Annotated in this window: 23 protein-coding genes; 15 read left to right on the forward strand and 8 right to left on the reverse strand. The window is 66.7% G+C overall.

What is annotated here, in order from left to right:
* From dnaK to ACYQPG_RS29250, 3 genes are all read right to left on the reverse strand, one after another.
* The gene (gene dnaK / locus ACYQPG_RS29240) at positions 1–1,908 is read right to left on the reverse strand and encodes a molecular chaperone DnaK (protein ID WP_461232337.1); all 1,908 of its coding nucleotides are present in this window, start codon (positions 1,906–1,908) and stop codon (positions 1–3) included.
* Between the two features lie 111 nt (positions 1,909–2,019).
* Positions 2,020–2,550, reverse strand: coding sequence for a DsbA family protein (locus ACYQPG_RS29245; RefSeq protein ID WP_461232338.1), 531 nt, complete (start codon positions 2,548–2,550; stop codon positions 2,020–2,022).
* Positions 2,516–3,028, reverse strand: a complete 513-nt coding sequence (locus ACYQPG_RS29250) for a redoxin domain-containing protein (RefSeq protein ID WP_461232339.1) — start codon at positions 3,026–3,028, stop codon at positions 2,516–2,518. The genes ACYQPG_RS29245 and ACYQPG_RS29250 overlap by 35 nt, the downstream gene beginning before the upstream one ends.
* 306 nt (positions 3,029–3,334) lie before the next feature.
* On the opposite strand from ACYQPG_RS29250, the gene ACYQPG_RS29255 reads away from it, so the two are divergent.
* Complete coding sequence (locus tag ACYQPG_RS29255) at positions 3,335–4,039, forward strand: helix-turn-helix domain-containing protein (protein ID WP_461232340.1); 705 nt, start codon at positions 3,335–3,337, stop codon at positions 4,037–4,039.
* Here ACYQPG_RS29255 and ACYQPG_RS29260 read toward each other — a convergent pair.
* Both ACYQPG_RS29260 and ACYQPG_RS29265 read right to left on the reverse strand, forming a co-directional pair.
* Positions 3,999–5,228 (reverse strand): LLM class oxidoreductase, encoded by a 1,230-nt coding sequence (locus ACYQPG_RS29260; protein ID WP_461232341.1) that lies wholly within the window; start codon positions 5,226–5,228, stop codon positions 3,999–4,001. The genes ACYQPG_RS29255 and ACYQPG_RS29260 overlap by 41 nt on opposite strands.
* 128 nt (positions 5,229–5,356) lie before the next feature.
* Positions 5,357–5,977, reverse strand: coding sequence for a helix-turn-helix domain-containing protein (locus ACYQPG_RS29265; protein ID WP_461232342.1), 621 nt, complete (start codon positions 5,975–5,977; stop codon positions 5,357–5,359).
* A 39-nt stretch (positions 5,978–6,016) separates the two neighbouring features.
* Between ACYQPG_RS29265 and ACYQPG_RS29270 the strand changes: the two genes are divergently transcribed.
* Positions 6,017–10,318, forward strand: a complete 4,302-nt coding sequence (locus tag ACYQPG_RS29270) for a diguanylate cyclase domain-containing protein (RefSeq protein WP_461232523.1) — start codon at positions 6,017–6,019, stop codon at positions 10,316–10,318.
* 226 nt (positions 10,319–10,544) lie between these two features.
* On the opposite strand, the gene ACYQPG_RS29275 is transcribed toward ACYQPG_RS29270, so the two are convergent.
* Positions 10,545–10,679, reverse strand: coding sequence for a hypothetical protein (locus ACYQPG_RS29275; protein WP_461232343.1), 135 nt, complete (start codon positions 10,677–10,679; stop codon positions 10,545–10,547).
* Between the two features lie 246 nt (positions 10,680–10,925).
* On the opposite strand from ACYQPG_RS29275, the gene ACYQPG_RS29280 reads away from it, so the two are divergent.
* The 10 genes from ACYQPG_RS29280 (at position 10,926) to ACYQPG_RS29325 (ending at position 22,431) form a co-directional block, all read left to right on the forward strand.
* Positions 10,926–13,193, forward strand: a complete 2,268-nt coding sequence (locus ACYQPG_RS29280; protein WP_461232344.1) for a CDC48 family AAA ATPase — start codon at positions 10,926–10,928, stop codon at positions 13,191–13,193.
* Positions 13,194–13,560: 367 nt separating this feature from the next.
* Entirely contained in the window at positions 13,561–13,809 is a 249-nt protein-coding gene (locus ACYQPG_RS29285; RefSeq protein WP_461232345.1) for a hypothetical protein, read from the forward strand.
* Between the two features lie 478 nt (positions 13,810–14,287).
* The gene (locus tag ACYQPG_RS29290) at positions 14,288–14,794 is read left to right on the forward strand and encodes a PRC-barrel domain-containing protein (RefSeq protein ID WP_461232346.1); all 507 of its coding nucleotides are present in this window, start codon (positions 14,288–14,290) and stop codon (positions 14,792–14,794) included.
* A gap of 195 nt (positions 14,795–14,989) precedes the next feature.
* The gene (locus tag ACYQPG_RS29295; RefSeq protein WP_060768194.1) at positions 14,990–15,280 is read left to right on the forward strand and encodes a co-chaperone GroES; all 291 of its coding nucleotides are present in this window, start codon (positions 14,990–14,992) and stop codon (positions 15,278–15,280) included.
* A 52-nt stretch (positions 15,281–15,332) separates the two neighbouring features.
* The gene (groL, locus tag ACYQPG_RS29300; protein ID WP_461232348.1) at positions 15,333–16,979 is read left to right on the forward strand and encodes a chaperonin GroEL; all 1,647 of its coding nucleotides are present in this window, start codon (positions 15,333–15,335) and stop codon (positions 16,977–16,979) included.
* 190 nt (positions 16,980–17,169) lie between these two features.
* Positions 17,170–17,892: a TMEM175 family protein gene (locus ACYQPG_RS29305; RefSeq protein WP_461232349.1), complete on the forward strand. Its 723-nt coding sequence runs from the start codon at positions 17,170–17,172 to the stop codon at positions 17,890–17,892.
* Positions 17,893–19,413: 1,521 nt separating this feature from the next.
* Positions 19,414–20,010, forward strand: coding sequence for an Hsp20/alpha crystallin family protein (locus ACYQPG_RS29310; protein ID WP_461232350.1), 597 nt, complete (start codon positions 19,414–19,416; stop codon positions 20,008–20,010).
* A gap of 114 nt (positions 20,011–20,124) precedes the next feature.
* Entirely contained in the window at positions 20,125–20,703 is a 579-nt protein-coding gene (locus tag ACYQPG_RS29315; RefSeq protein WP_461232351.1) for an HdeD family acid-resistance protein, read from the forward strand.
* 707 nt (positions 20,704–21,410) lie between these two features.
* Positions 21,411–21,854, forward strand: coding sequence for a thioredoxin TrxC (gene trxC / locus ACYQPG_RS29320; protein WP_461232352.1), 444 nt, complete (start codon positions 21,411–21,413; stop codon positions 21,852–21,854).
* A gap of 115 nt (positions 21,855–21,969) precedes the next feature.
* Positions 21,970–22,431 carry a DUF1931 family protein gene (locus ACYQPG_RS29325; protein WP_461232353.1) on the forward strand — a complete coding sequence of 154 codons (462 nt, stop codon included), beginning with the start codon at positions 21,970–21,972 and terminating at the stop codon, positions 22,429–22,431.
* A gap of 513 nt (positions 22,432–22,944) precedes the next feature.
* Here ACYQPG_RS29325 and ACYQPG_RS29330 read toward each other — a convergent pair.
* Positions 22,945–23,900, reverse strand: a protein-coding gene (locus tag ACYQPG_RS29330; protein ID WP_461229959.1) for an IS630 family transposase whose coding sequence is annotated in 2 segments (ribosomal slippage) — positions 22,945–23,549 and positions 23,549–23,900 — 957 coding nt in all. Because the reading frame shifts where the segments join, the coding sequence is not laid out codon by codon here.
* 153 nt (positions 23,901–24,053) lie between these two features.
* On the reverse strand, positions 24,054–24,497 hold the full coding sequence (locus ACYQPG_RS29335; protein ID WP_461232354.1) for an SRPBCC family protein: 444 nt from the start codon (positions 24,495–24,497) through the stop codon (positions 24,054–24,056).
* 290 nt (positions 24,498–24,787) lie between these two features.
* Between ACYQPG_RS29335 and ACYQPG_RS29340 the strand changes: the two genes are divergently transcribed.
* Genes ACYQPG_RS29340 through ACYQPG_RS29350 form a run of 3 tightly spaced genes read left to right on the forward strand, consistent with a single transcriptional unit; the run spans position 24,788 to position 26,570 of the window.
* A complete protein-coding gene (locus ACYQPG_RS29340) occupies positions 24,788–25,522 on the forward strand; it encodes a baeRF11 domain-containing protein (protein WP_461232355.1) in 735 nt (244 codons plus the stop codon).
* A 33-nt stretch (positions 25,523–25,555) separates the two neighbouring features.
* Positions 25,556–26,086: an IS5 family transposase gene (locus tag ACYQPG_RS29345; protein WP_461232356.1), complete on the forward strand. Its 531-nt coding sequence runs from the start codon at positions 25,556–25,558 to the stop codon at positions 26,084–26,086.
* A complete protein-coding gene (locus ACYQPG_RS29350; RefSeq protein ID WP_461232524.1) occupies positions 26,049–26,570 on the forward strand; it encodes a baeRF11 domain-containing protein in 522 nt (173 codons plus the stop codon). The genes ACYQPG_RS29345 and ACYQPG_RS29350 overlap by 38 nt, the downstream gene beginning before the upstream one ends.
* The last annotated feature ends 107 nt before the right edge of the window (positions 26,571–26,677 follow it).

The raw sequence follows: 26,677 nt of genomic DNA on the forward strand, positions 1-26,677 counted from the left end.
CTAGTGCGCGCCCTGGTTCTGCCGGCCGTGCTCCTCGAATTCCGCGTCGACGACCTCGGGCTGCGGGCCGCTCCCGCCGCCGCCTGCACCGGCCTCGTGACCTTCGGGCGGCGCGCTCAGGACCTGAGCCAAGCGCTGCGCCAGTTGCGACAGGCGCTCGGTCGCCTGCTTGATGCGGTCGACGACCTCGCCGCCGATCGCCGCGCGCAAAGCCGTAATCGCTTGTTGCAACTCGCTCTTCAGGTCGCTCGGAACACGCTCGCCCGCCTCCTGCTGGCTGCGCTCGGCTGTGTAGATCGCGGCATCGGCCTGGTTCCGGGCATCGGCCAGTTCCCGGCGCCGCCTGTCCTCCTCCGCGTGGGCCTCGGCTTCCCGCACCATGCGCTGGATCTCGCTCTGATCCAGCCCGCCCGAGGCCTGGATGCGGATCTGCTGTTCCTTGCCGCTGGCTTTGTCCTTGGCCGTCACGTTGACGATGCCGTTGGCGTCGATGTCGAAGGTCACCTCGATCTGCGGCGTGCCGCGGGGCGCCGGCGGGATGCCGACGAGGTCGAACTGGCCGAGCATCTTGTTGTCGGCCGCCATCTCGCGCTCGCCCTGGAAGACCCGGACCGTGACGGCGCTCTGGTTGTCCTCGGCCGTCGAGAAGGTCTGGCTGCGCTTCGTCGGAATGGTGGTGTTGCGCTCGATCAGCTTGGTCATCACGCCGCCGAGCGTTTCGAGGCCGAGCGACAGCGGGGTCACGTCCAGCAGCAGCACGTCCTTGACGTCGCCCTGGAGCACGCCAGCCTGGATCGCGGCGCCGATGGCCACGACCTCATCGGGATTGACGCCGCGATGCGGCTCGCGCCCGAACAGGGTCTGGACCACCTCCTGCACCTTCGGCATCCGCGTCTGGCCGCCGACGAGGACGACCTCCGCGATGTCGGACGGTTGCAGCCCGGCATCCTTGAGCGCGGCCTCGCACGGTCCGATCGTGCGCTTGATCAGGTCGTCGACCAGGACTTCGAGCTTGGCGCGAGAGAGCTTGATATTCAGATGCTTCGGCCCGGCCTGATCGGCGGTGATGAAGGGCAGGTTCACCTCTGTCTGGGTCGCCGAGGACAGCTCGATCTTGGCCTTTTCGGCGGCATCCTTCAGACGCTGGAGAGCGAGCTTGTCGTTGGTCAGGTCGATGCCCTGCTCTCGTCTGAACTCCGCCACGAGGTATTCGACCACGCGGTTGTCGAAGTCCTCGCCGCCCAGGAAGGTGTCGCCGTTGGTGGATTTCACCTCGAAGACGCCGTCGCCGATCTCCAGGATCGACACGTCGAAGGTGCCGCCGCCGAGGTCGTAGACCGCGACGCGGCCGCTGCCCTTCTTGTCGAGGCCGTAGGCGAGCGCGGCAGCGGTCGGCTCGTTGATGATCCGCATCACCTCGAGGCCGGCGATCTTGCCGGCATCCTTGGTGGCCTGACGCTGGGCGTCGTTGAAGTAGGCCGGGACCGTGATGACCGCCTGCGTCACGGACTGACCGAGCTTCAGCTCGGCGGTCTCCCGCATGCGCTGAAGGATATAGGCGGAGATCTGGCTCGGGCTGTACGTCTTGTCCTTGATCTCGACCCAGGCGTCGCCGTTCCGCCCGGATACGATCCGGTAGGGCACCATCCCGATGTCTTTCTTGGTGATCGGGTCGTCGTAACGTCGCCCGATCAGCCGCTTGATCGCGAAAACGGTGTTTTCCGGATTCGTGATCATCTGCCGCTTGGCCGGCTGCCCGACCAAAACTTCGCCGGATTCCGTGAAGGCCACCACCGATGGGGTCGTGCGACCGCCCTCGGCGTTCTCAATGACATTGGCCTTGCTGCCGTCCATCACCGCGACGCAGGAGTTCGTCGTGCCGAGATCAATGCCGATCGCCTTTGCCATGGGAAATACTCCTTCCTGTCCGTGCTGTGCAGACCGATCGAGATCGCGGCCGGGTCGATGTGCGTTGCGGTGGGCCGCGGGCTGCGTGGGGCTGACCGCCTACACCGCGCGCTACGGCCTGGACCGCACCGATTGAATGGCAGCCGCCAGATGCTGGTAGTCGAACGGACCATCGTGCCGATGGCCGTTGATGAAGAAGGTCGGCGTCCCGTTGACGCCACTCCGAACGCCGCTCAGAAAGTCCTGCGCGACCTTCGGGGCATAGGTCTTCGCCTCGAGGGCAACCTCGAAATCGCGCACCGACAGGCCGAGCGCCCGGACTGCGCCCACGAGGAAGGGCAGGCTCAACTGATCCTGATGCGCGTAGATCGCGTCGTGCATGTCCCAGAACCGACCCTGGGCCCCCGCGAACTCGGCGGTCTCCGCAGCCGGCTCCGCGAACGGGTGGATTTCGGTGAGCGGAAAATGGCGGAACACGTAGGTGAGGTCGTCGCCGAAGTGCTTGCCGAGCCGCAGGACCTCACCATGCGCAGCGCGGCAATAGGGACATTCGTAGTCGCCGTACTCGACGAGCACCACTCGCCCCGCGGCACCACCCCGGGCATGGTCAGCCGACGACACCGGCACTTTGTGTTCGGCCATCGCTTTTCTCCTGAGTCTTGAGTCGATCCAGCGCATCGAGGATGCCGTCCGCACCGGGGTTGACGGCGATCGGGGAGCGGTAGCTCCAGAAGATGAGGCCCTCGCGATCCACCACGAACAGCGCCCGCTCGCAGACGCCGTCGCCGTCGCGGTAGGCGCCGTATTGGCGGGCGACCGCGCCCTTCGGCTCGAAGTCCGCGAGCAGGGGGAAATGGAGATGGCGCGTCTCGGCGAAGGCCTGATGGCACCAGGCACTATCGACCGAGATTCCGACGACTTCGGCGTCGTGTCTCCGGAATTCCGGCAGCACCTGATTGTAGACCGCCATCTGATCCCCGCAGACCGGGCTCCAATCCGCGGGATAGAACGCCAGAACGGCGGGCCGTCCGCGCAGATCGCCGAGCGAGAGAGTCTGGTCCGGAGTAACGTGGAGCGTGAAATCGGGCGCCGTAACTCCCGGTGCTAAGACGTGTCCCATCCAGAATCTCCCGGCCAGCCTGCGGGGCAACCAGGGCGCATATGACGACGCGGCGGGGCGTCTCGGCACTGACGCGCATCAGTTCCGGTGGCGGATATCGGGCCGCTCCTCCGCGCATCCGCGCCGGTCCCCGGCGCGCGATCTCCGCGTCGGCCTCGCCGCGCGGTGCCCCCCGATCCCGAGGTCGCCGCCGAGTCGCAGGATGAACCGACGGAACCGGGATAGTCCCTAGGTGCCCTCCGAATTGTGAGACCTGCAGCGATGCACGATCTCGGAGATCTCGAGATATTGCGAGCGAGGAGCATCATGCTGCAGTATGGTCACGTCGTGCCTGCTCCCGGCCCGCATGTTCAATGGCCGCCCGCTCTGGCCCAGGCCACTGGCGATCTCACGCTGGCGCGCACCATCCCCCTCGGACGGGCCGAGCATTTCTCGCCCGGCGCGACCCTCTATGCCGAAGGCGATATCGCAGATGCTGTATACTGGGTGGTTGCCGGGATAATCCGCACGGTCAACATCGGTTGCGATGGAAATCGGGTCGTGCGCGGTTTCTATCTATCCGGGGATTTCTTCGGGTTGGAGCGGACCCCGTTACATGCCTCTTCGGCCGAGGCGGTCAGCGAGACGCGGGCCGTGCGCTGTTCCCGCTCTCGGCTGGACGCGCTTGCCATATCGGACGCGCAGATCGCGAACGAACTCTTGTCATGGCTGCTGCGGATGACCGAGCGCGCCCATGATCTCTCGGCGCTCGGCCGCGCCAGCGCCGCTCAGAAGCTCGCGTACTTCTTGATCGACCTCATGGACAGGGTTTCGGCCGGTCGATCGATCGCGTTGCCGATGTCGCGCACCGACATCGGAGATTATCTCGGCCTCTCGAGCGAGACCGTCAGCCGGGCGTTCACCACGCTGCGCCTCGACGGGCTGATCGCCACGCGCGGACGCTACGTCACCCTTCTCAATCCGGTCGCCCTCAAGCGCATGAACGGCAACCTGATGCGCGATGCGAGCTAGCACGCGGCGCCGAAGCGAATACTGCTTCTGCGAAAACGGGCGTCTTGAAGAACTCAGATCCGCTCCCGATTGCATCGCGTACGGGACACGACGATCGTGCGTCGGACCGGCCTGGCGGGTGCGACGAGAGCCCTTTCCCGTGCGGGAGAGGGGGCTCGCGCCGCGTTCGGTGAAGCTGGCGTCCCTGCTGTAGATCGCGTTGCACCGCGATCGGGCACGGCTCTAAAACTGTCAACTGCGGTAACACTTCGAGGCCGATCTCTTCGAGCACGTCGTCCGCGCTGCGGGCGCCGTACTTCAGATTCAGGATCACGTGGTGGACGCCGATCGCGCGGAGCGCGACCAGGAAGCCGAGCAGGGCCTTGCGACCGCTGCGGAACCCGAGGTGAATGGGTTGCGGCGGGTGGTCCGGATCGCTGTGCAGATCGACGTAGAGGGATTGGGCGAAGGGCTTGAACCGGCCCGGCGCCACCGCTGCAGTGGTGGCCCGCCACCGGGCCGCGAGGTCGGCTTGGCGCTCGAGGGAGCGCGGGTAGGTGATCCAGCCGTCGGCATGTTCGGCGATCCACTCCGGACTCTGCCGGCTCGATCCGGTAACGAGGATCGGCAGCCGCCCGATCGGCTTCGGCACGAGGTCGACGGTGCCGAGCATCTCACCGAAGCGCGAGCGCAGGGTGGGGAACGACTCCTCGAGGACCTTGCGGATGACGACGAGGCTCTCGCGGAACAAGACGTCGCGCGCATCCGAGGGAACGCCGAAGGCCGGGAATTCGATCGGCCGATCACCCGAGGCCACCCCCATGACGAAACGGCCCCCCGACAACCGGTCCACGGAGGCGGCGGCCTTAGCGGTATGGAGCGGGTGGCGCAGGGGCAGGACGATCGACCCCGTCGCCAGGGCGATCGCGCGCGTCTGCGCGGCGATCCACCCGAGCCAGACCCACGGGTCGTAGACCTGCCCGAGGTCTCCGAAGTTCGGATCCCGCAGGGGCACGTCGCGGGTCCAGAGCGCTGCGTAGCCGAGTTCCTCGGCCTGGACGGCCAGGCGCTCTTGGTCGCGCATGGTCGGCTGGTCGCGCTGGAAGGCCTCTATGGGGAAGAAGACGCCGACCGTCAGCCGGCCCGGGGCGAACATGCGCCGGAATCCGGGCGTGACGCTCGGGTCGGCTGTGCCTTGAACATGAAGCATCGGACGATCCCGGCGTTCGGCGGCCCCCGCGTCGGGGTCAGCAACCACGTCCCGGGGTCCCGGGCCCTGACGCATATCAGCCGGATCCAGGCACCGGATCGAAAGCCGAGCGGAGCGGGCGTTCGGTATTACTGCCCGACGCGGCGGCGATACGCGCTGGGCAATACGCCGTAGGCGGCTTTGAACCGGCGGCCGAAATGGGTCATGTCCGAGAACCCCCAGCCAAAGGCGATCTCGCTGACCGTCCGGCCACGTTGCCTGGGATCTTCCAGGGCCTGCCAACAGCGCGCGAGGCGCCGCGCCTGGATGAGCTGCACGATCGACGTGTTCTCATCCGCCAGCACTGCATTGGCGTATCGCACGCTGACCCCGGCCGCACTGGCGACCGAGCCGGCGTCGAGGGTCCGGTCGGCCAAGTGCGCTTCGACCACGGCCCGCAGTTCCACGCGGACAAGGGAGCGGGACCGCGACGTGCGCACCCTGTCCTGAGCCATCGTCCGCCCGACGGCCAAGGTGATCAGGTCGAGCAGGTGCGGTTCGAGAAGAGCTTCGGCGGCCGAACTCAAATCGCCCGTGTGATGCGTCAGCATCGCGAGGCTGGCCGACAGCAGGCTGTTCTCGGCCGTGCTCGGCGTGATCGCCCGGGCCGTCATCTCCCGCGTCTTCCCGAGGCGCGCTTCCATGAGCTGCCGTGGAACCTTCAGGAGAAGGATGTCCGAAGCTTCGGAAAACCGTCCCTCGTAGGGCAAGGCCGGGTCGATCCCAACGAGGTCGGTCGTCTAAAGGCTCTGCGCGACCTCGACGTATTCGACTCGCCCCCCGAGCCGCGGTTCGACGCCCTCTGCCGGACGGCGCAGGCGCTGTTCGGAGTCCCGATCGCCCTCGTCAGCCTCGTCGGCGAGACCGAGCAGCGCTTCAAGGGTCAATGTGGCCTGGATTTGAGCGGCTCGCCGCGGGCCGTATCCTTCTGCACTTACGCCATCCTGTCCGACGCGGTGATGGTGGTCGAGGACGCGACACGCGATGCGCGGTTCGCCGTGAATCCACTGGTCACGGGCGAACCGCAGATCCGCTTCTATGCCGGCGCGCCGCTCGTGCTCGCCCCGGGCCTCCATCTCGGCTCCCTGTGCGTCATCGACCGGGTGCCGCGCACCTTCACGGTCGAGCAGCAGAGCCAGCTTCGGAATCTGGCGGAGATCGCCGTCACCCTGCTGCGCATGGGCCGGGCCGAGCGCGATGCTCGCGAGAGCGCGGCGCTGTACCGGCTGCTGGCCGACAACGCCACCGATGTGATCGTCCGCTGCGACCGCGACGGCACGCGCCGCTACGTATCGCCGGCGGCGAAGCGGCTGCTCGGCTTCGAGCCGGAAGACCTCATCGGCACGAAGCCGATCGACTTCGTCCATCCGCACGACGCCGCAGCCTTCGCGCACCTGCTCCATCAGGTGGGGTGCGGACAGATCGAACAAGCGGTCAGCCAGCAGCGGTACCGCCGCAAGGACGGCTCGTGGGTCTGGGTCGAGGTCTCGTTCAACCGGACCTACGACCCGGCGCTGGGGGCGCCGGACGGCTACGTCGCCGTCATCCGCGACATCGCCCTGCGCAAGGAAGCCGAGCGGCAGATGGCCCATATGGCGCGTCACGATCCGCTCACGGGCCTGCCGAACCGGCTCCACTTCCGCGAGCAGCTTGCGTGTGCGATCGCGCGGACACAGCGGGGCGGCGACGGCTTCGCGCTGTTCTGCCTCGATCTGGATCGGTTCAAGCCGGTCAACGATACCCTGGGGCATCAGGCCGGCGACAGCCTTCTGTGCGCGGTGGCGCAGCGGCTGAAGGGGGTCCTGCGCGCCGAGGATCTGGTGGCGCGCCTGGGAGGCGACGAGTTCGTCATCATCCAGACCAGGCAGGGCAACGTCTCGGAATCGGTCGCGCTGGCCGAGCGCCTGCTGGCGGCGATCGCGGCGCCGGTCGATCTCGACGGCTATCCGGCGAGCATCGGCCTCAGCATCGGGATCGCCCGCGCGCCGGACGACGGACTCGACGCCGACCGCCTGTTCTCGCGCGCAGACCAGGCGCTCTACCGCGCCAAGGCCGCCCATCGCGGCGGCTATCACCTGTACGGGCCCGAGGCGGCCGGACCTGCCAGCGCCGATCAGGGGCAGGCACTGGGTCCAACGACGGATCGCGCGCGCCCGGCCCGGTCCGGGCCCGGGCTGCTCGGCGCCCTGTTCAGCGGCCTGCTCGCGAGCAGCACCGACTGCGTGACGCTCGTCGATCCGGGGGGCCATCTCCTCTTCATGAGCGCCGGCGGCCGGACCGTGATGGAGATCGCGGACATCGAGCCGCTTCTCGGACGATCCTGGCTCGACTTCTGGCACGGGGCGGATCGCGAAGCGGCTTGGACCGCCCTCGCGACCGTGAGGGCCGGGGACGGCGCCAGCTTCCGCGGCTTCTGCCCGACGCCCTCGGGGCAGCCGAAATGGTGGGCGGTCAACCTCAGCTCGCTTCCGGGCGACCGATCCGGCCCGAGGCGCATTCTGGCCGTGTCCCGGGACATCACAGCCCAGGTCGCGCTGGAGGCCGATCTGCAAACGACGGCGCGGCGCTATCAGGCGCTGATCGAGGCCACGGGCGCCATGGTCTGGCGCGCGGACGCGGCCAGCGGCCTCGTCGAGATCAGCGGCTGGGCGGCCTACACGGGACAGGGCCCGGACGCCTCTCTCGGGCTCGGCTGGCTGCAGGCCGTGCATCCGGACGATCGGGAGGCGGTCACCGCGACATGGCATGCCATCAGGGCCACCGCGCAGGCCGGCATGGCCACGTACCGGGTCCGCCATAGGCAGGACCAGTATCGCTGGGTCCTGGGCCGGACCGTCCCGTTGAAGGACGAGGCCGGTCAGGTCCGGGAATGGGTCGGCACGATCACCGACATCCACGAGCGGCATGAGGCCGCCGAGACCATCCGGGTCCAGGAGGAGCGGTACCGCTTGGCCGTGCGCGCCACGCAGGACGGCATCTGGGACTGGGACGTGGCGTCGGACGATGTGTCCTGGATCAAGTCGACCGGCGAAGTGCTCACCTACACGGATGACGCGAGCAAGCCGTCGCGGTCGCGTTGGGGGGCTCGGATCCATCCCGAGGATCGTGCGCGCGTGCTCACCGGCTTTGCCGCCGCCGTCGAAGGCACGGATGATCGGTGGCAGGCCGCGTACCGCTACCGCGGGGACGACGGGGTCTACACGGAAGTGATCGACCAAGCCTTCGTCGTCCGCGATGCCGGAGGGCGGCCTATCCGGATGGTCGGTGCGGTCCGCGATATGACCGAGCAGCGGCAGGCCTTGTCCGCGCTCCGCGCCAGCGAGGAGCGGCTGCGTCTGGCCCTGCGTGCCGGTAGGATGGTGGCGTGGGAGCACAACCTCACGACGGGGCGCAGCACCCGATCCGAGAACGCCCCGCAGGTCCTCGGTCTGCCCGCCCCGTGGCAATCGGAGTTCCTCGATCTCGTACACCCGGACGACCGGGCGCCCATGGCGGATTTCATCCGATTGGGCGAGGCGCGCGCGGAGCACGAGTTCCGGTACGTCTCACCTGGCGGCCGCCTCCAATGGCTGTGTTCGTCGGTCGAGCGGGTCGATGCGGATCGGATCGTGGGGATCACCTTCGACGTCACGGAACGCAAGCTCGCGCAGGAGAAGCTGTGGCGGACCGCCAACCTCGACGCCCTCACGGGTCTGCCGAACCGGCAACTGTTCCGCGGACGGATCGAGGCGGCCCTCTCGGAGGCGGAGCGGGACGGGACCTGCGTGAGCCTGCTGCTGATCGACCTCGATCGTCTCAGGGCCCTGAACGACACCCTCGGCCACGACGTCGGCGATGCCGTGATCTGCGCGGTCGCCGATCGCCTGCGGGACGGCCTGCGCCCCTGCGATACGCTCGCGCGGCTGACGGGCGACGAGTTCGCCCTCATTCTCGTCGACCCGCTGCTCTTGTCCCACGCCGTTCAGCACGCGGAAACGCTGATCGAGCGCCTGCGGCAGCCCTTGCGGATCCGGGACCATACGCTGACCTGCCAAGCCAGCGTCGGCGTGGCGGCCTACCCGGATCAGCACGCCGATTGGCGCGAGCTTCTCAAGGACGCCGACCTCGCGCTGACCCAGGCCAAGCTGCGGGGCCGCGACCGTGTCGTTGCGTTCTCGCCCTCGATGCACGTGGACGTGCTGCGCCGGCTACGGATCGCCGCCGAGGTTCGCGCCGCCCTCGCGGCCGGGCAGATTGTGCCGTACTACCAGCCGAAGGTCTGCATCACGACCGGCCGGATCGTCGGCTTCGAGGCGCTGGCACGCTGGCGCCACCCCGAGAGGGGTCTGCTGACACCGGGCTATTTCGGTTCGGCCTTCGAGGATCCGGAGCTGTCCACCGCGATCGGCGACACCATTCTCGAAACGGTGGCGGCCGACATGCGGTCCTGGAACGAGCAGGACCTCCCCTTCAGGCGCGTCGCAGTGAACTTCGCGTCGGCCGAGTTCCGCAAGCCCGATCTGGCCGGCCTGATCCTCGATATCCTGAACCGCTTCGGGATCCCCGCACCACAATTCGAGGTCGAGATCACCGAGACGGTGTTCCTCGGACACGGCGCGGAGACCCTTCCCGCGACCCTCGCACGCCTGCACGACCACGGCATCAGCATCGCGCTCGACGATTTCGGGAAAGGCTTCGCCTCGCTTACGCACCTGAAGCAGTTCCCGGTCAATCACATCAAGGTGGACCGGAGCTTCGTGCGCGATCTGGACCAGGACGCGGACAGCGCGGCGATCGTGGCGGCCGTGATCGGCCTCGGCCGGAACCTCGGGATGACGGCCACGGCGGAAGGTGTGGAAACGGTGGGGCAGGCGCAGCACCTCGCGGCCATGGGGTGTGACTACGCGCAGGGCTACCTCTATGCCGAGCCGATGGCGGGGGCGCGCGTGCCGTGGCTGCTGAACACGTGGCAGCCCGACGCGTTCGTTGGTGAGCATCTCTCGGCACGCTCGGCACAAGGGCTTGGCCATTCTGCCGAAATCAATTTTCTTGTCTGTTCCAGAGACTGCTGAGACGCCTGCGCGGCTGTCCGCTGTCGCCGACGGGGTGACTCAGCTGCTGCGGTCGTCTTGGATGCATGGCCGAGAGTTCGCTTTTAGGCGCTATGCCTATCTCGCCTTCCGCCCTACACACCATTCGACCTCTTGCCCCACACGTCCGCCTCAGAATGGGGCGCTTACCGGGCCGCTCCATCGAGCGTCGGATCGCTCCCAACCGGTCGCCGAGATGCCGGTGCGCCTAGAGCGGCAGCACCTTCGCCACGTGCAGGCTTTGAATGGCGCTCACGAGGGCCGCGACGCTATCAAAGCTCTCTCCGACCCCGCTCCCGATCTTGCCCAGATCGGAGACGCGATCGAAGTCACTCTGGAACACGAAGTCGCTGAAGCTCCATTTGGCCGCCCACTTGTGGGAAATGTCACGCCGAGCTCTGCTCGGCGATCGGTCGCTTCCAGTTGAGCATCTTGCCGGTCATGTAAGTCGCCAAGCGCATCGGAACCGAAGAGCCGGGGGGGCAGCTCCCGCGGCGCGGCAAGTATTTCTCAAGGCGTCGACTCGAACCAACTTAGGCACCAGCGGTTGACTGCGTGGGGATGACAAACGTCCCGACCGGGAGTTCCTATGGCTGAAGCCCAGGAGCAGACCCTCAGATTGCAGGTCGCTAATGCCCGCCCCCAGGATGCGGGGCGGGGCATCGCCCGTCTTGGCCATGCGGCTCTGACCCAGCTCGGCCTGCGCGAGGGCGCCGTCATTGAGATCGTCGGCAAGCGCCACACTGCGGCGATCGCGGTCGGTCCCTACGATGAAGACGAAGGTCTGAGCCTCGTCCGCCTCGACGGGCTCCAGCGCGTCAATGCCGGCACGGCGAGCGGCGACCATGTCGAGATCCGCGCCGCCGAGATCCGACCCGCCGCCCGCGTCGTGGTCGCGCCGGCTCAGAAGAACATGCGCCTCCAGGGGTCGGGAGAGGCCCTGCGCCGCACCCTGTTCCGGCGCCCCCTCGTGTCGGGCGACGTCATCTCGACCTCGACCCAGTCGCGCGCCGCAGCTGACCCGCGCGTCCCGCCGGAGCTGCGCCCCTATTTCGAAGGGCCCACCTACGGCCTGCAGGAAATCCGCCTCGTGGTCGTCTCCACGCAGCCCCGCGGCATCGTCTTTGTGGCGGAGGGAACGGAGATTGAGCTCAGGCCGCTCTTCGAAGAGCCGAAAGATGGGCGGCGCGCCGACGTCACCTACGACGATATCGGCGGCCTCGGCGACACCGTCGATCAGATCCGCGAGATGGTCGAGCTGCCCCTGCGCCACCCGGAGCTGTTTCAGCGCCTCGGCATCGACCCGCCGAAGGGCGTGCTGTTGCACGGGCCGCCCGGTACGGGGAAGACGCGGCTCGCCCGCGCGGTGGCCAATGAGACCGAGGCGCGGTTCTTCCACATCGCCGGCCCCGAGATCATGGGCAGCCGCTACGGTGAGTCCGAGCAGCGCCTGCGCGAAGTCTTCCAGGAGGCCGCCCAGAACGCGCCCTCGATTATCTTCATCGACGAGATTGATTCGATCGCGCCGAAGCGCGAGCAGGTGACGGGCGAGGTCGAGCGCCGCATCGTCGCGCAGCTCCTCACTCTGATGGACGGGCTTGAGCCACGCCAGAACGTCGTGGTGATCGGCGCCACCAACCGGCGCGACGCCATTGATGAGGCCCTGCGCCGTCCCGGCCGTTTCGACCGCGAGATTATCATCGGTGTGCCCGATCAGCCGGGCCGGCGCGAGATTCTCGGCATCCACACCCGCGGCATGCCGCTCGCCGAGGATGTCGACCTGGATGACGTGGCGCGTACCACCTACGGGTTCGTCGGGGCCGATCTCGGCGCGCTGGTCCGCGAGGCCGCCATGGACGCGGTGCGCCGGATCTTGCCGGAGGTGAACCTGCGCGACGGCATCCCAGCGGAGATCCTGGAGGGCCTGAGCGTCCGGCGCGACGACTTTCTCTCGGCGATGAAGCGCATCCAGCCTTCGGCGCTGCGCGAGATCATGATCCAGGTGCCGGATGTAACCTGGGACAATGTCGGGGGGCTGGCCGAGGCGCAGATGCGTTTGCGCGAGGGCGTCGAGCTGCCCCTGCGGTGGCCGCAGGCCTTCCGCCGCATCGGGATCCGCCCGGCCAAGGGCTTCCTCCTGTTCGGGCCACCGGGCACCGGCAAGACACTGCTGGCCAAGGCGGTGGCGCGGGAGGCAGAAGCGAACTTCGTCGCGACGAAATCCTCCGACCTCTTGTCGAAGTGGTACGGTGAGTCCGAGCAGCAGGTCTCACGCCTGTTCCAGCGGGCTCGGCAGGTCGCCCCGACGGTGATCTTCATCGACGAGATCGACGGCCTTGCGCCGGCGCGGGGTGGGGGGCTGGGCGAGCCCGCCGTCACGGAGCGCGTCGTCAACACGATCCTGGCCGAGATGGATGGGCTGGAGGAGCTGCAGGGCGTCGTCGTGATGGCGGCCACCAACCGCCCCAACCTGCTTGATCCGGCGTTGCTGCGCCCGGGACGCTTCGACGAACTCGTCTACGTGCCGGTTCCAGATGTGGCCGGTCGCCGTCGGATCCTGACCATTCACACGCGGGACATGCCGCTCGCGGAGGACGTCGACCTTGACGCGATCGCGGAGCGCACCGCCCGCTTCACCGGCGCGGACCTGGAAGATCTCACCCGCCGCGCCGGTCTGCTGGCCCTGCGCGCGTCGCTGGAGGCGACCCAGGTGCAGCGCGACCATTTCGAGCAGGCGGTCCGCGAGACCCGGCCCTCGGTCACCCCCGAGATGGAGAGGGACTACGAGGAGATGCTGCGCACCCTCAGGCAGGAGGGTCCGCAGCGCCAGCCGATCGGCTTCCTCACGCCACGCTGAGCGGTTCCGCCGACAAGCGGCGCGGTGTCGGGTATCGGCCGTATCGTCTCAGCGGCGACCGTGTCTGCCCGAGCATTGTACACGGACACCGCTCACGCTCCCGCGACGGACGATCGAGATCGCGGTCGAGTCCGGCCCCGCGAGCGGGACGCCCTGTCCGTGATGCCGCGCGGACTCGTCTGCCTCTTAACGGTTGACCACCGCGGCGATGGCCGGCGATGCGAGGCGGAAGTCTGTCGGCGAGGAGGGTGGATGGGGACGCAGGATCGGCTTGCGCGAGGGGCCGATATTCTCGGCCGTGCTCGCTGGCGCTCTTCGGCTGATACCGCGTTGGCGAGTTACAAGGGGACGACTGATGACCCCTGACATGAAGCACCTGTACGAGGCAGCAAACAAGGCTGGATCGCTCGAATGGCACGTCGCAGTTTTGCCCGACGACCGCACAGCGATCATACGTGCGATCCTTCTGGCTCTGAGAGAGCCGTCCTATGATGTGATCCGCGCGGCCGATGACACCGCGATGGTCAGCGGCGATGGTCAGAGGGTCAGAGGCGATTTCGAGAGGGAGCTCGCTGCGATGATCGATTACATTCTCACCGAGCCCACTATGGCGTGACGCTTCGGCGCGCAGGACAATTACGGTGCAGGTCACCGGAAGGACAGTATTTGGCGCCGGCGCCTGCCGTGTGCTTGCCCGCGCCTTCGCGCTAAAGGCCGGGGCCTTCCCAACCGCGACACGGGATCTGCGATTGTCGGACGAATGCGTCCGGCTCGTGCGGCACGGCCCACGGGCCGGAGCGGGCGATCCAGATCGGCATCGGTCCGATCCCGGCGGGGCCCGTCGCGCGCGATTGCGGCATGAGCATATTTGAGGACTGGTTCCGCCTCGGTACTCGTCGCCGGGACCGTCAGCCTCCGAAGTTCGTCCAAGCCGGCCGCCGGCAGGGGCCGCGAACAATCGCTCATCCGTCTGACGTGGATCAATGTGCGAGGTCCATCGCGGAAGCACAACTTCGATTGCAGAGAGTGTCGGCGGCCATGACCCCGGTTTCGGTCGCGCGCCGTGTCCAGCACCGTTTCCAGGGAGTGGTCTCATGAACCTCTATCGCCACGTTCGACCGGCCGCAGCTTGGCGGGATGCCCTGGTGCACAACGGTCTGCACCACGCGTCTCGGCCTCAGCGTTCGGGTCATGCCGCCGGGGCGCGCCATCGCGTCATCGCGACGCTCGTGGCGGCGGCCATGTGCGCGGGCGGTGTCGCGACGGTCGGGGTGGCCGTGCCGGCCTTCTCTCAAGTCGTCCGCCTCCTCAGCGTGGACGTGAAGGAAGTGGCGAAAGGCTGGCGTACGACGAAACTGCACGGTAGCGCTGTCGTCAATGACAAGGATGAGAAAATCGGCAGCATCGACGATATCATCATCGGAAAAGATAAGGTTCTATTCGCCGTTATACAGGTGGGAGGATTCCTCGGGCTCGGCGGTCACCTGATTGCAACCCCGTTCGAGCGGCTGCAACTTGATGACGAGAAAGGAAAGATCGTGCTGCCCGGTGCCAGTAAGGACGAGCTGAGTAAATTGCCGGAGTTTCGTTACCTCACGTGACGGCAGCCTGGCGCGACGCGTGATCGACCGGTCCCGCCGGGTGCCCTCAACACAAACAAGGCCGGCGCCGACAGTCTGAACGACGGCTCGATCGCGGTGTTGGCGCGCCGAGCCCTCGCGCCACGGGGCGCAATGCTCGACCGAACGTCACCGCGACGCAGAAACAGCCGAACCGGACTATTGAGGAGGCTTACGATGAAACTCCGACCGCTGCACGATCGGGTCGTCGTCAGGCGCACCGGTGCCGAGGAGAAGACCAAGGGAGGCATCATCATTCCCGATACGGCGAAGGAAAAGCCCCAGGAGGGTGAAGTCGTCGCCGTCGGTCTGGGTGTACGTGACGACAACGGGAACATGGTCGGCCTCGACGTCAAGGCCGGCGACCGCGTGATCTTCGGGAAATGGTCCGGGACCGAACTGGTCGTCGATGGCGAGGATGTCTTGGTCATGAAGGAGTCCGACATCATCGGCGTCATTGTCGATTAGATCGCGCCTTCCGCACAACCAAGATTGAAAATCTGGCTTATGGAGCGGAATCATGGCTGCCAAGGAAGTCAAGTTCTCCGTCACAGCGCGCGCGATGATGCTGCGCGGCGTCGACATCCTCGCCGACGCGGTGAAGGTGACGCTGGGCCCGAAGGGCCGCAACGTCGTGATCGAGAAGAGCTTCGGCGCCCCACGCATCACCAAGGACGGTGTGACGGTCGCCAAGGAGATCGAGCTCTCCGACCGCTTCGAGAACATGGGCGCCCAGATGGTGCGCGAAGTGGCCTCGAAGACCAACGACATCGCGGGTGACGGCACCACCACCGCGACCATTCTGGCCCAGGCCATCGTCCGCGAGGGCGCCAAGTACGTCGCCGCCGGCATGAACCCGATGGATTTGAAGCGCGGCATCGACCTCGCGACGACGGCGGTTATCAGGGAATTGGAGAAGAACGCCCGCAAGATCACCAGGAACGATGAGATCGCTCAGATCGGCACGGTCTCGGCCAACGGCGATCCGGAGATCGGCCGTATGCTCGCCGACGCCATGCAGAGGGTCGGCAACAAGGGCGTCATCACCGTCGAGGAGGCCCGCACCGCCGAGACCGAGCTCTATGTCGTCGAGGGCATGCAGTTCGACCGCGGCTATATTTCGCCTTACTTCGTCACGAACCCGGAGAAGATGGTCGCCGAGCTCGAGGATCCCTACATCCTCATCCACGAGAAGAAGCTCTCCTCGCTCCAGGCCATGCTGCCGGTGCTCGAGGCCGTGGTCCAGACCGGCAAGCCGCTCCTGATCATCGCCGAGGACATCGAGGGCGAGGCTCTGGCCACGCTCGTGGTGAACAAGCTGCGCGGTGGCCTGAAGGTCGCGGCCGTCAAGGCGCCGGGCTTCGGTGACCGCCGCAAGGCGATGCTCGAGGACATCGCGATCCTGACCAAGGGCCAGATGATCGCCGAGGATCTCGGCATCAAGCTCGAGAACGTGACGCTCCCGATGCTCGGCCGCGCCAAGCGCGTGCGGATCGAGAAGGAGAACACCACGATCATCGACGGCGCCGGCGAGAAGTCCGACATCGAGGGCCGGATCAGCCAGATCAAGGCGCAGATCGAGGAGACCACCTCGGACTACGACCGTGAGAAGCTGCAGGAGCGCCTGGCCAAGCTCGCGGGCGGCGTCGCGGTGATCCGCGTCGGCGGTTTGACCGAGATCGAGGTCAAGGAGAAGAAGGATCGGGTCGAGGACGCCCTGCACGCCACTCGCGCGGCGGTCGAGGAAGGCATCGTCCCCGGTGGTGGCGTCGCGCTGCTCCGGGCAAAGGAGGCGGCCCGCGGCCTGACGAGCGAGAACAGCGAGGTGCAATCCGGCATCAAGATCGTCCTCAAGGCTCTCGAGGCTCCGATTCGTCAGATCGCCGACAACGCTGGCGTCGAAGGATCCATCGTGGTCGGAAAGGTCATGGAAAGTAACTCGCCGACATTCGGCTTCGACGCTCAGACCGAGCGTTACGTTGACATGATCGAGGTCGGGATCGTCGATCCCGTGAAGGTGGTGCGCACCGCCCTGCAGGACCCGGCCTCCGTGGCCGGCCTGCTCGTCACCACGGAGGCGATGATCGCCGAAACGCCCAAGAAGGACCCACCGCCGCCCATGCCGGGTGGAGGCATGGGTGGTGGATTGGGGGGCATGGATTTCTGAGCCGCCGTGACACACCGTTTCCGACGTGATTGCCGATGCTCGCGGATCATGGGCCCAACAGTGCGAGTAAAACACAGATTTCGCGAAGCGCTATGAGTATCGGGGCTCGGACGGACCGAGCGACGGCCGAGTCCGGCGGATCCGGAAGCGGCGCAATTCCCGAAACGCCGCTACAGACTATGGACAGGGCATGCTGCAGCAACGATCCGAGCTTCCCGGTGATGCTCCGTTCACGCTGATCGACGAGGCGCCTTCGCCAGCACGGATCGAAGCGTTCAGCGATGGGGTCTTCGCGATCATCATCACGCTCCTGGTCCTGGACATCCGCGTGCCGCGGGAAGCCGAGCGGCACGGAGAGGAACTGACTGCGTTGTTGCTGCGGCAGTGGCCCGTCTATGCCGCCTACGTCCTCAGCTTCCTGCAGGTCGGCGTGGTGTGGGCCAACCATCACACCATGTTCCATTATCTGCGCCATAGCGACCATGTGCTGCTGTTCACGAACCTGATCTTGCTGCTCTGCGTCGCCATTCTTCCGTTCACGACCGCGCTCATGGCGGAATACGCGCGTGCCGACACGAACGACCTTCGCGTCGCAGCGCTTCTCTACAGCGCCGCGCTCTGTCTGGCGGGGACGATGTTCAGCTTCATGTGGCAGCATGCCCAGCGGGCCAAACTGGTGAAAGCAAACGTAGACGCGAATCGTCGCTACGCGCTGACTTGGCATTGGCGGCTCGTGCCGCTCCTGTACGGCCTCGCCTTCGTTCTGGCCTTCGTGTCCCCCTATCTCAGCGTCAGCATCTATATTCTGTTGCTGATCTACTACGCCCTGCCGGGCCCCACGATGGTGCGCTGGACGACCGGGCAGCGAGAGGCCTGGGTCGCAACTCGGGCTTCGGGCGGTCGACGGCGCTAAACCCGCAGCCGCACAGGTGGCCCAGGAGCACAGCTGGCCTGAGGTCGCGCGGCCATTCCTCCCGGGTACGGTAGCGACTTCTCCGAGGTGCCAGCGATGGGCTCGGACCGCGCGACGGTCCGTTGCAGGTCCTCTGAGCCTACCGTGAGAGGATTGCCTACAGCTCCCAAATAAATGCTGGGCCCGACACGGATTGACACCTTGAATGCCCTCGAAGCGGCGGAACAGCGCGTCCGGGTTGACAGCATTCTCTGCGGTACGAGGGGGTGTGCCCCGCATGTCTGACACCGCATCGTCGCGTTGCGCACTGACGCGCGTCAATGCGCGCGCGCCGCGAAATGTCAGTCTCGACCGGACCGGATTTTCTCAGGGCTGCCGCGAGAGGGTGCTTCGATGGCCGAGAATGTGGTTGCCGTCGCCGGATTGTTCGAGGACTAAGAGACGGCTGCGACGGCGGTCCAGGCGCTCGAGCGCGCCGGCCTGCACCGTGTCGAGATCAGCTTGGTATCGAACGACGCGGACACGAAACAGGCCGAGCGTCTCGACGGGAGCGCTCGGAACCCGGCGGTCGCTGGCGCTGCGGTGGGCGGCGTCGTGGGCGGCAGCGTGACCGCGCTCGCGGCTCTCACCGCGCTTGCCATCCCGGGCGTCGGACCGGTTGTAGCGGCCGGCTTCGTCGCGGCTGCGCTCGGCGGGGCCGCGGTCGGTGGACTCGCGGGCGCTCTGGCCATTGTCGTGCCTCCTGTGTGGCGGACGGGAATCGGAGCCCTTTGTCGACGGCGGAGTGAGCCCAACGCGAGCCGCGCTCAGTATCGGCGCGGGGTTGAGGGCGCCCTGACCGGCGTCATCGTGCGACCTGTTTGCGGAAGCGACCGCGGCTAGGGTGGCTCTGGCGCTCCCCGCCGAGATCTCCGCTCGCTGATTACGGGGCTAGCCTCCCCTGAGTGGGCGAAGCGGAAGACAAACTTTGCTGCGGTCTGCGCCCACTGCCCTGACGCGTGTCAGCCCAGTGCAGTTTCGCCCGCATGCCGCCCGGACAGGCTCGCGAGCCGAATGGGGTGACGCTCGCGCGGATGCGGCCAGGTCCGGGATATTTCCGCGATCACTTCGCGGGGTGCGGATGGCGGCGACGTCAGATCTTCGCGCGACGGGACGGGCGCATCCCGCGGCAGCCTTCCGGCTCGTATCGCCGCCGTTCGCGCTGGAGGCTGGCGGTTTCGGTCCCCGAAACGGACCGATCTCGGGATCAGATCTCTGGCATCGCGGTCGTGCTCGACCGCTCCGATCAGGCCGGCGGCGTGCGGCTGGTCGTGAACGAATGTCTGCCAGCCTTGCCGGTGTAGCCTGACGCTACCGCCGGCCTTATGGGGCCGGGATCGTCGGCGCGCGGCCGATCCTGAAGTCAGACTGATCCGCGTCAGGGCCGAGACGGGCAGCACCCGCTAATCGATGGTCTTCCGCCCGCTCGACCGAGGAAGCAAGCCGGGCGGTATCCTGCCAAGCTTAGGGAGGATCCATATTATGTCTCGCGAACCCGTCGCCTTCCAGCGGTCGGGCGGTTCGACCAAGCGCGGCGTGCCGAGCCCGCTGTTGCCGCCGTTTCTCGCCCTCTACCACGACATGAACCGCCTGCTCGAGGATATGCCGGGCGCGGGCGCTGGAACCGCAGGTGCGGCCGACCAGCTCGACGCCAAGATCCTCGTCCCGGACATCACTATGACCGAGACGGAGCGTGAGGTGCGCATCACCGCCGAGGTGCCCGGCGCTCGCGAGGCGGATGTCGAGGTGATGCTCGATGACTACACCTTGATCATCCGCGCCGTGAAAGAGATCGAGCACGCGGAGGATCGGCAGAGTATTCAGGTGCGTGAGCGCCTTTTCGGCACGTTCCAACGTGCGCTTGCACTGCCGTTCCGTGTCGATCCTGAGCAGGCCGAGGCTCGTGTCGCGAACGGGGTGCTCACGATCACGCTCCCGAAGAGCGGGGCACAGCGGCGCACGCGCCGCGTGCAGGTTCATGGCGCCAGCGCCGACAACGCCCCGGCAGGCTCCCCCAGCCAGAGCGGCGCCGCATCGGACCAGCAGGACAAAGCGCCTGACCAGACCACGCCGCACTGACGGACCGGATCACGGGCCGGTCCATCTCACACACTCCAGACGACGAGGACGCACATGGCTGGTGGAAGCCCTCAACCCTCAATAGTCGGCCGGATCTCGCTCGATACGGACGTCATGAACTATTCGCTGGCCCAGAACTGGTGGGTAATAGCCCTCCGGGGCGTACTCGCGATCGTGTTCAGCATCACGGCCCTCGCGATGCCGGTCTCGACCCTCATCTCTCTAATTCTGATCTTCGCCGCCTACATGCTGGTGGACGGCATCTTCGCCATCGTCGCGTCTCTGCGGGCGGCGCAGCACAGCAAGCGCTGGGGAGCCCTCTTCTTCGGCGGCCTCGTCAACATCATCACAGGGGTTCTTGCCGCCGCGTGGCCCGGCATCACCGCCCTCGTGTTCGTGGTGCTGACGGCGGTATGGTCCATCATCTCAGGGAGTACCATGGTGGTCGCGGCGATCCGTCTCAAGCGCAACCACGGACGGTGGTGGCTCGCACTTGGCGGAGTGTCATCGATCGCCTTCGGGATCATTCTCGTTCTTGCCCCGCTCGCGGGTGCCGTGGTGCTGACATGGTGGATCGGAATCTACGCCTTGGTCTTCGGCATCGCCATGCTGTTGCTCGCCTTCAGGCTTCGCGAACACCGCAACGATCGGCCGATCCCCGGAATGGTGCAGCCGGCGCAAAGCGCGATCTGAGGACCTGGCGGATCAGGGCCGGATTTCATCAGGCCCCGCTCGGGCTTGGACAGAATCGTCTCCGTTGCCGACCCTCCGATCCCTGAGGGATGCAGCCCATCGTGGACGGTCGCCGATGAAGCCCGGGGGGCTGGACGCGTGCGGGCCGGTCACCGTCTCCGCACGAAGCCCGGGCCCTGGCGCTCAGAATGTCAGTTGAAGATGCTTACGCGGCGTTCCGCTCCGCCGCGTAGGAGAACGTCGATGTCACGCAAAGCCCGTGTCCGGCCTTCTTGGAAGCGCTGGAAGAAGGTGACCAAGTCCGGCGAGCAGAATAAGGGCGTCCGCAAGCACAAGCGGTAGGCCAGCGGCGGCGCCCACCCTGCCAAGGTCCTCGCGCAGTTCGAACGATGCCGCAGCAGCGGACGGCCCCCGAGTTTCGACAAGCCCTAGCCTTCGAAGTCGACGCCAAGACCGGGGTGCCGCGCCGGTGCCTACCCGGCCGGACCGAAACGGATCGGTGTCAGCGTTATGTGGCGAGCGCCGTCCGATCCTGAACACTTCGAACCACAAGGTCGCCAGCGTCGCGGGCTCAACACGTGGACGGTCGCGCTCATAAAAGAGCGGCGCGCCTTCGCGGACAAGGCGCGAGCTGATGTCTCGATAGGCCGTTGGACGTGACGCCCGACCGGCCGATGGGAAGATGGTTTAGTCAGGGAGAGCCACCGATGAGCGAGGAGGGACGGCACATCGTCTGCCCGCACTGCGCGAGCATCAATCGCGTTCCCTTGTCCAGGCCGGCCAAGGCGGCGCGTTGCGGGCGGTGCAAGCAGGGGCTGTTCACCGGACAGCCTGTTTCGGTCAACGCCGCACAGTTCGACCGGCATATCCAGAAGAACGACATTCCGGTCGTGGTGGATTTCTGGGCTGCGTGGTGCGGTCCCTGCAAGGTGATGGCGCCCGTGTTTGAGAAAGTCTCCGCCGAGCTTGAGCCCGACTTCCGGTTCCTCAAGGTCGACACCGAAGCGGAGCAGGGGTTGGCAGCGCGATACGGTATCCGCAGCATACCCACGATGATACTATTCTCGAAAGGCGAAGCGGTTGCCCGACATGCCGGCGCGGTCAACGCCGAGGCCCTCCGAGCCTGGCTCCGGCAGCACGAGATCCGGTGAGAGCCTGCACGGGGCACGAAAGGGAGACCAGGCGAACTGACAGGCATCAGTGCGACCCGGCGTCGGCGCGCCTAAGCGAGCTGAGCATGATTCCACATCGTTCGATGGTGATTCCATGACCGCGCTTCCCGTCGCAGGTATCGCTCGGTTCGAGCACTTCTTTCGGGAAACAGATTCGCTCGTCATTGATAAGAGCGATCTGAAGCGTCTCGGCAGCTTCATTGACCGTAAGCTCCGGAATCTCGTTCTGCGTGCGGGAGCCATTGCCAAGGCGAACGGGCGCGAGATCGTGGAGCCACACGATCTCCCGATCACCAAGGGGTTCCAGGAGCGGATCCACGAGTTCCGCGCCGTCAGCAATGCCGGAGCCGTCAAGGAGAGCCTCGCCTCGCTCACCACAGGGCCGGCCTCGATGGCGGCCTGCAGCGATGATACCGAAGCGTGGCTTCCCGAGGTCGCTGGCGGCCTCTGCCTCACGCTCTCGCGGACCTTCAAAATCATCGTCGACCCTCGCCTGAAAAATCCTCAGACGGAGCACTGGGATCGAGCGGAACGGCTGCACGATCTCCTGTTGTGAGGCGTCATCACAGTCCGGATTTGCCCCGCCAGAGTGACCAAAGCCAGCAGGATCCCTACCACGCGATGGAAGTGACCGGGGCCGGCGCGCAACAGTGACCCCGCTTCTCGGACTGCTCCTGGCCGCGTCATCTATGGCCCAACTCAGTACGGCCCCATTTCATGGTTCAGCGATACGTCGGCAGGGCGCCAGCTTTGCACACCCAGTGACGGGCGTGACCAGTTCGAAGGAGGGACGCAGCGTGGTCAACTATCCGCGGTGGACGGAGGCTGCGGCCTTCTCGACCGTGGAGGTGATGTGCGACGGCCATATCAGCCCCCGCTCGGATGACGCGCGGTGTTTCTGACGTAATGGCAAGTATCCCTTGATGCGATCGGGCGGTGTTTCCTATGCGTCCGGCGTGTCGTGCCGGTTACGTCCGGCAATCTGCGGGTCATGCCGGGCCGCGCTCCCCCACGGCACTCCGGTGATGCGGGGTCGGCCCACAGGGAGGGCGACTAGAGCCGTGCCCTTTCAGGTTGGCTCATAGGCATCGTATCCAGCAGCGGTAAGGTAGTTTCGGCACTCATCCGGTCGGACGGCGGCGAACGCGTCCTCGATGGCGATGGTCAGGCCGGCGGCGGTCCGTGCTGCAGCCGTCCGGAGGAGGGCTTTGACCTTGGCAAAGACCTGCTCGATCGGATTGAAGTCGGGACTGTAGGGCGGGAGGTAGAGAACCCGTGCGCCGACCGCCTCGATGGCCTCGCGCACCCCGGCGACCTTGTGGGCGTTCAAATTGTCGAGGATGACGGTGTCACCGGGCCTCAGCACCGGAGCCAGGGTGTCGGTGACGTAGGCCCGGAAACGCATACCATTCGTGGCCCCATCGAAGACGGTCCTGGCGATCAGTCCCGTGGCGCGCAGGGCGGCGGTGATGGTGGTGGTCTTGTAGTGCCCGTGAGGCACGGCGATCCGGCAGCGCTGACCGCACGGAGCACGACCATAGCGGCGGACCATCTTCGTCGTGGCGGCCGTCTCGTCGAGGAAAACCAGGCGATCTGGATCCAGATCGGGTTGTCGCTCGAACCAGTCCTCGCGTGCAGCCTTCACATCCGGCCGCTCCTGCTCGGCCGCGTGGACAGCCCCTTTTTACGGGTGATCCCATGCCGGGCGAAGAAGCGCGACAAACTGCTCGTGCTCGCCCGGACGCCGCGGTCCGAGAGCCTGTCGCGCAGTTCCCGCAAGAAGGAGAGCGGGTGTTCTTCGTTGAGCCGAAGGATCAGGGCCGCCTGCGCTTCCAGACGCTGCGAGTTGCGGTCGCCGCCCATGGGCTTGGGCGCGATCTGCCCGTTCTGACGGAAGCGCTCGTACCAACGGACCGCGCTGGCCGCCCCGACCCCGAAGCGTTTGGCCGCCTGACGCCGCGATGCACCCGCTTCAATCGCAGCGACCACACGCTCGCGCAGATCCACCGACAGGGCTGAAGGCATGGCGATCCTCCATCACAAGCCCATCCAGTGAATCACACGCCAGCCAGATCGCCTACCCCGCGCGATTCAACCCGCCAGGGCACGGCTCTAGACGGAGAATGTGCCCGCCCGGCCAGCCTCGCGTGACGGCCATCGGCGCGTTGTGACGCTCGGTCAGGCCCGCAGGGCCGCCGCGAAGTCGGCTATGTCCATCTCGAGCTCGTCGCTCAGCCGGATCTGCAGAACGGGCGAGACGATGTCGAGGAGCACACGGCCCGTGGAGGCCCTTGAACCCGGGCGGATCGCGAGCGTCAGGCGCGATCCGACGTTCAGTGCGTCGATGATGAAATCCCGGTCGAAAGAGCGGTCGGAACTCTCGACGACCAACCGGAAGCGATGCGGGTGGGCGAATTCGATCACCTCGGATTCGAGGGTGACTTCAGCCCCGAGCAGGAGCCGGCGCTCACGCAGGCGTGACCCCATGCCCAGCGCGCCCTCCGTTAATAGCTCCACGCTCTCGACTGTCCGCAAGATGAGTGGCCACTCCAGGGCGTTCGAAACCAGGCCGAACACCTTCGCCGGGGACGCCGCCACCGTTCGGCTCGCATTGATCTGCATGGTTTACTCCGCAAGAACTCTCTTACGCGTGACCGTCCCGGCTATCCACGATGCCGCGAAAGCTGAGACTGACATTCTCATCGCGTCCATGACGATCGTCAGCCAATGTGCGATGCGAGCGCTGCCATGCCCGCCCTTGCACCCTCCGCCCGGGTGATCCCGGCCCGTCGCGTGGCGACTGACGCCCGTCAGGGCGAAACCGACAAAAGCCCGCTCAGGTGGGTGAGCCCTGACCCGCAGAGGCGCGACCCGCCACGGTTATTGCAATGATACGCGCGGACATCCCCGGATTGCAGGAGTTCAAGGCGCTCGCGACGGCGCGGGGCGGCGTATTCGTGTCGCTCTATCTGCCGACTTCGCCCCTGCACCCCGAGGCCAACCGCATCGCGTTCAAGGATCTCGCCAAGGACGCCATCGCGCAGTTGCGCGAAGCCGCCGTCTCGGAACGCGTGATCGAATCCTTCGAACGACAGTTCGGAGTCCTTTCGGGACGGATCCAGGAGAGCCTGGATGACAACAAGCACCGCCTCAACGGCGCGGATCCGCTCGCACCGGTCGAAGAGTTCTGGAAATTGCAGGCGCATGGCCTCGGCGTGCTCGTTCGGTCAGAGACGAAGTCCATGCAGACCTACCGCCTGCCAATCCGACCGGCCCCCCTTGCCGAGGTCGCCGACCGGTTCCACCTCGCCCCGCTGATCCGCACGATCACGTCTCCCCTGGAGATTTTCGTTGTCGCAATTTCGGCAGGGGGAGCCCGACTTCTCCACGTGGTCGTCAACATGCCGCCAGCGCGGGTCCCCGTTCCCCACCACTCGGACGATCCCGCGGAGACCCTCGACCGGCCATCGATCCACGTGGGGGCCCCGCGCCGCCGTCTTCAGAACCGCGAGGGCGAGAAGGTCCTGGAAGCGCAATACGCGCGAACGGTGGACCGTGCGGTCCGCGAAGCCCTCGCCGGTCGCTCGACGCCGATGGTGCTAGGGTGTGAACCGCACCAAGCTCTTGCGAGCTTTGCGCTTTCGTGATTCAGGGCCGCCGCGTGCAGCACGGAGGCGACGATGGCGGAGCTGTTCTGGCTCTCGGATGCGCAGTGGGCGGTGATCGAACCGTTCATGCCGAAGGATCAACCCGGACCGGCGCGCAAGGACGACCGGCAGATCATCTCCGGCATCCTGCACGTACTCACCTCTGGCTGCCGCTGGCGCGACTGCCCGGCCGCGTATGGCCCACGTACCACCGTCTACAACCGCTTCAAGACGCCCGGCAACGCCAGCGATGTCACCACAGCTCCAGCCGTGCTGGCTGAGGCCCCCGGCCGGATCCGCCGCCTGAGCGCCGACAAGGGTTACGACGCCGATTGGCTGCGCGCTGACCTGCGCGCGAAGGGCATCACGCCGATCATCCCGGGCAAGCGCGGTCGGAAGAAGAGGATCCGCCACGACAAGCGCCGCTACCGCGAACGCTGGCGGATCGAGGCGACCTTCAACCGCCTCAAGGATTTCCGCCGCATCGCCACACGATACGACAAGCTCGCCCGTAACTACGCCTCAGCTGTCGCTCTCGCCGCCGTCATCGCGTTCTGGTGCTGATCGAGTCCAGACCCTAGCCGCGGCCGAGCCCATGCTCGGCATCTTCCGCGCGGTGAACACCTATCCGCATCTCATCGCGGAGGCCATCGAGGGCAGCCCGGACCACCGCAGCGACGCGCAGCTCGGCGACGCCGCACTCCCCATACTCGACCGGCTCTACCGCAACGAAGTGAAAGGCGTCCTCGCGCTCTATGACGATTTGAAGCCCTACCGGGCCACCAGCGACGTCTCCCGGACGGCCCATGCCGCGACAGCGGCCGCTGTCGACCGGCTCGTCGTCGACCTCGATCGCGTGATCCCCGGCCTGGTCAGCGATATTGACGGCAGCGTGACGTACTCCGTCTCCGACGACGCCGAAACGTATTCTATTCTCGATGAAGTCGCCCGGCGTGCCCTCTGCACGGACGCCCGGGTTCTGTGCGCGAGCCGCGCGGAGCTGCCCGCGGGGTGCGCCCTGGCGGCGATCCTGCGGTACCCGTTCTGAGGCGCCGCCGCGCGCAGGTGCCCGGCGCGCTTGGCACCTGCGCCCCCCTCACTCCGGTGGCTGCGGGGACCCCGTCCTCCCGGGCCCAGGGCCGGCCGGCGGGCCGC

It is taken from the genome of Methylobacterium sp. CM6246, from assembly GCF_054818005.1.

What these genes read in the sequence shown, in the direction of transcription:
- dnaK (WP_461232337.1), bottom strand. Translation starts at nt 1,908, where the DNA reads ATGGCAAAGGCGATCGGCATTGATCTCGGCACGACGAACTCCTGCGTC.
- ACYQPG_RS29245 (WP_461232338.1), bottom strand. Translation starts at nt 2,550, where the DNA reads ATGGCCGAACACAAAGTGCCGGTGTCGTCGGCTGACCATGCCCGGGGT.
- ACYQPG_RS29250 (WP_461232339.1), bottom strand. Translation starts at nt 3,028, where the DNA reads ATGGGACACGTCTTAGCACCGGGAGTTACGGCGCCCGATTTCACGCTC.
- ACYQPG_RS29255 (WP_461232340.1), top strand. Translation starts at nt 3,335, where the DNA reads ATGCTGCAGTATGGTCACGTCGTGCCTGCTCCCGGCCCGCATGTTCAA.
- ACYQPG_RS29260 (WP_461232341.1), bottom strand. Translation starts at nt 5,228, where the DNA reads ATGCTTCATGTTCAAGGCACAGCCGACCCGAGCGTCACGCCCGGATTC.
- ACYQPG_RS29280 (WP_461232344.1), top strand. Translation starts at nt 10,926, where the DNA reads ATGGCTGAAGCCCAGGAGCAGACCCTCAGATTGCAGGTCGCTAATGCC.
- ACYQPG_RS29285 (WP_461232345.1), top strand. Translation starts at nt 13,561, where the DNA reads ATGAAGCACCTGTACGAGGCAGCAAACAAGGCTGGATCGCTCGAATGG.
- ACYQPG_RS29290 (WP_461232346.1), top strand. Translation starts at nt 14,288, where the DNA reads ATGAACCTCTATCGCCACGTTCGACCGGCCGCAGCTTGGCGGGATGCC.
- ACYQPG_RS29295 (WP_060768194.1), top strand. Translation starts at nt 14,990, where the DNA reads ATGAAACTCCGACCGCTGCACGATCGGGTCGTCGTCAGGCGCACCGGT.
- groL (WP_461232348.1), top strand. Translation starts at nt 15,333, where the DNA reads ATGGCTGCCAAGGAAGTCAAGTTCTCCGTCACAGCGCGCGCGATGATG.
- ACYQPG_RS29305 (WP_461232349.1), top strand. Translation starts at nt 17,170, where the DNA reads ATGCTGCAGCAACGATCCGAGCTTCCCGGTGATGCTCCGTTCACGCTG.
- ACYQPG_RS29310 (WP_461232350.1), top strand. Translation starts at nt 19,414, where the DNA reads ATGTCTCGCGAACCCGTCGCCTTCCAGCGGTCGGGCGGTTCGACCAAG.
- ACYQPG_RS29315 (WP_461232351.1), top strand. Translation starts at nt 20,125, where the DNA reads ATGAACTATTCGCTGGCCCAGAACTGGTGGGTAATAGCCCTCCGGGGC.
- trxC (WP_461232352.1), top strand. Translation starts at nt 21,411, where the DNA reads ATGAGCGAGGAGGGACGGCACATCGTCTGCCCGCACTGCGCGAGCATC.
- ACYQPG_RS29325 (WP_461232353.1), top strand. Translation starts at nt 21,970, where the DNA reads ATGACCGCGCTTCCCGTCGCAGGTATCGCTCGGTTCGAGCACTTCTTT.
- ACYQPG_RS29335 (WP_461232354.1), bottom strand. Translation starts at nt 24,497, where the DNA reads ATGCAGATCAATGCGAGCCGAACGGTGGCGGCGTCCCCGGCGAAGGTG.
- ACYQPG_RS29345 (WP_461232356.1), top strand. Translation starts at nt 25,556, where the DNA reads ATGGCGGAGCTGTTCTGGCTCTCGGATGCGCAGTGGGCGGTGATCGAA.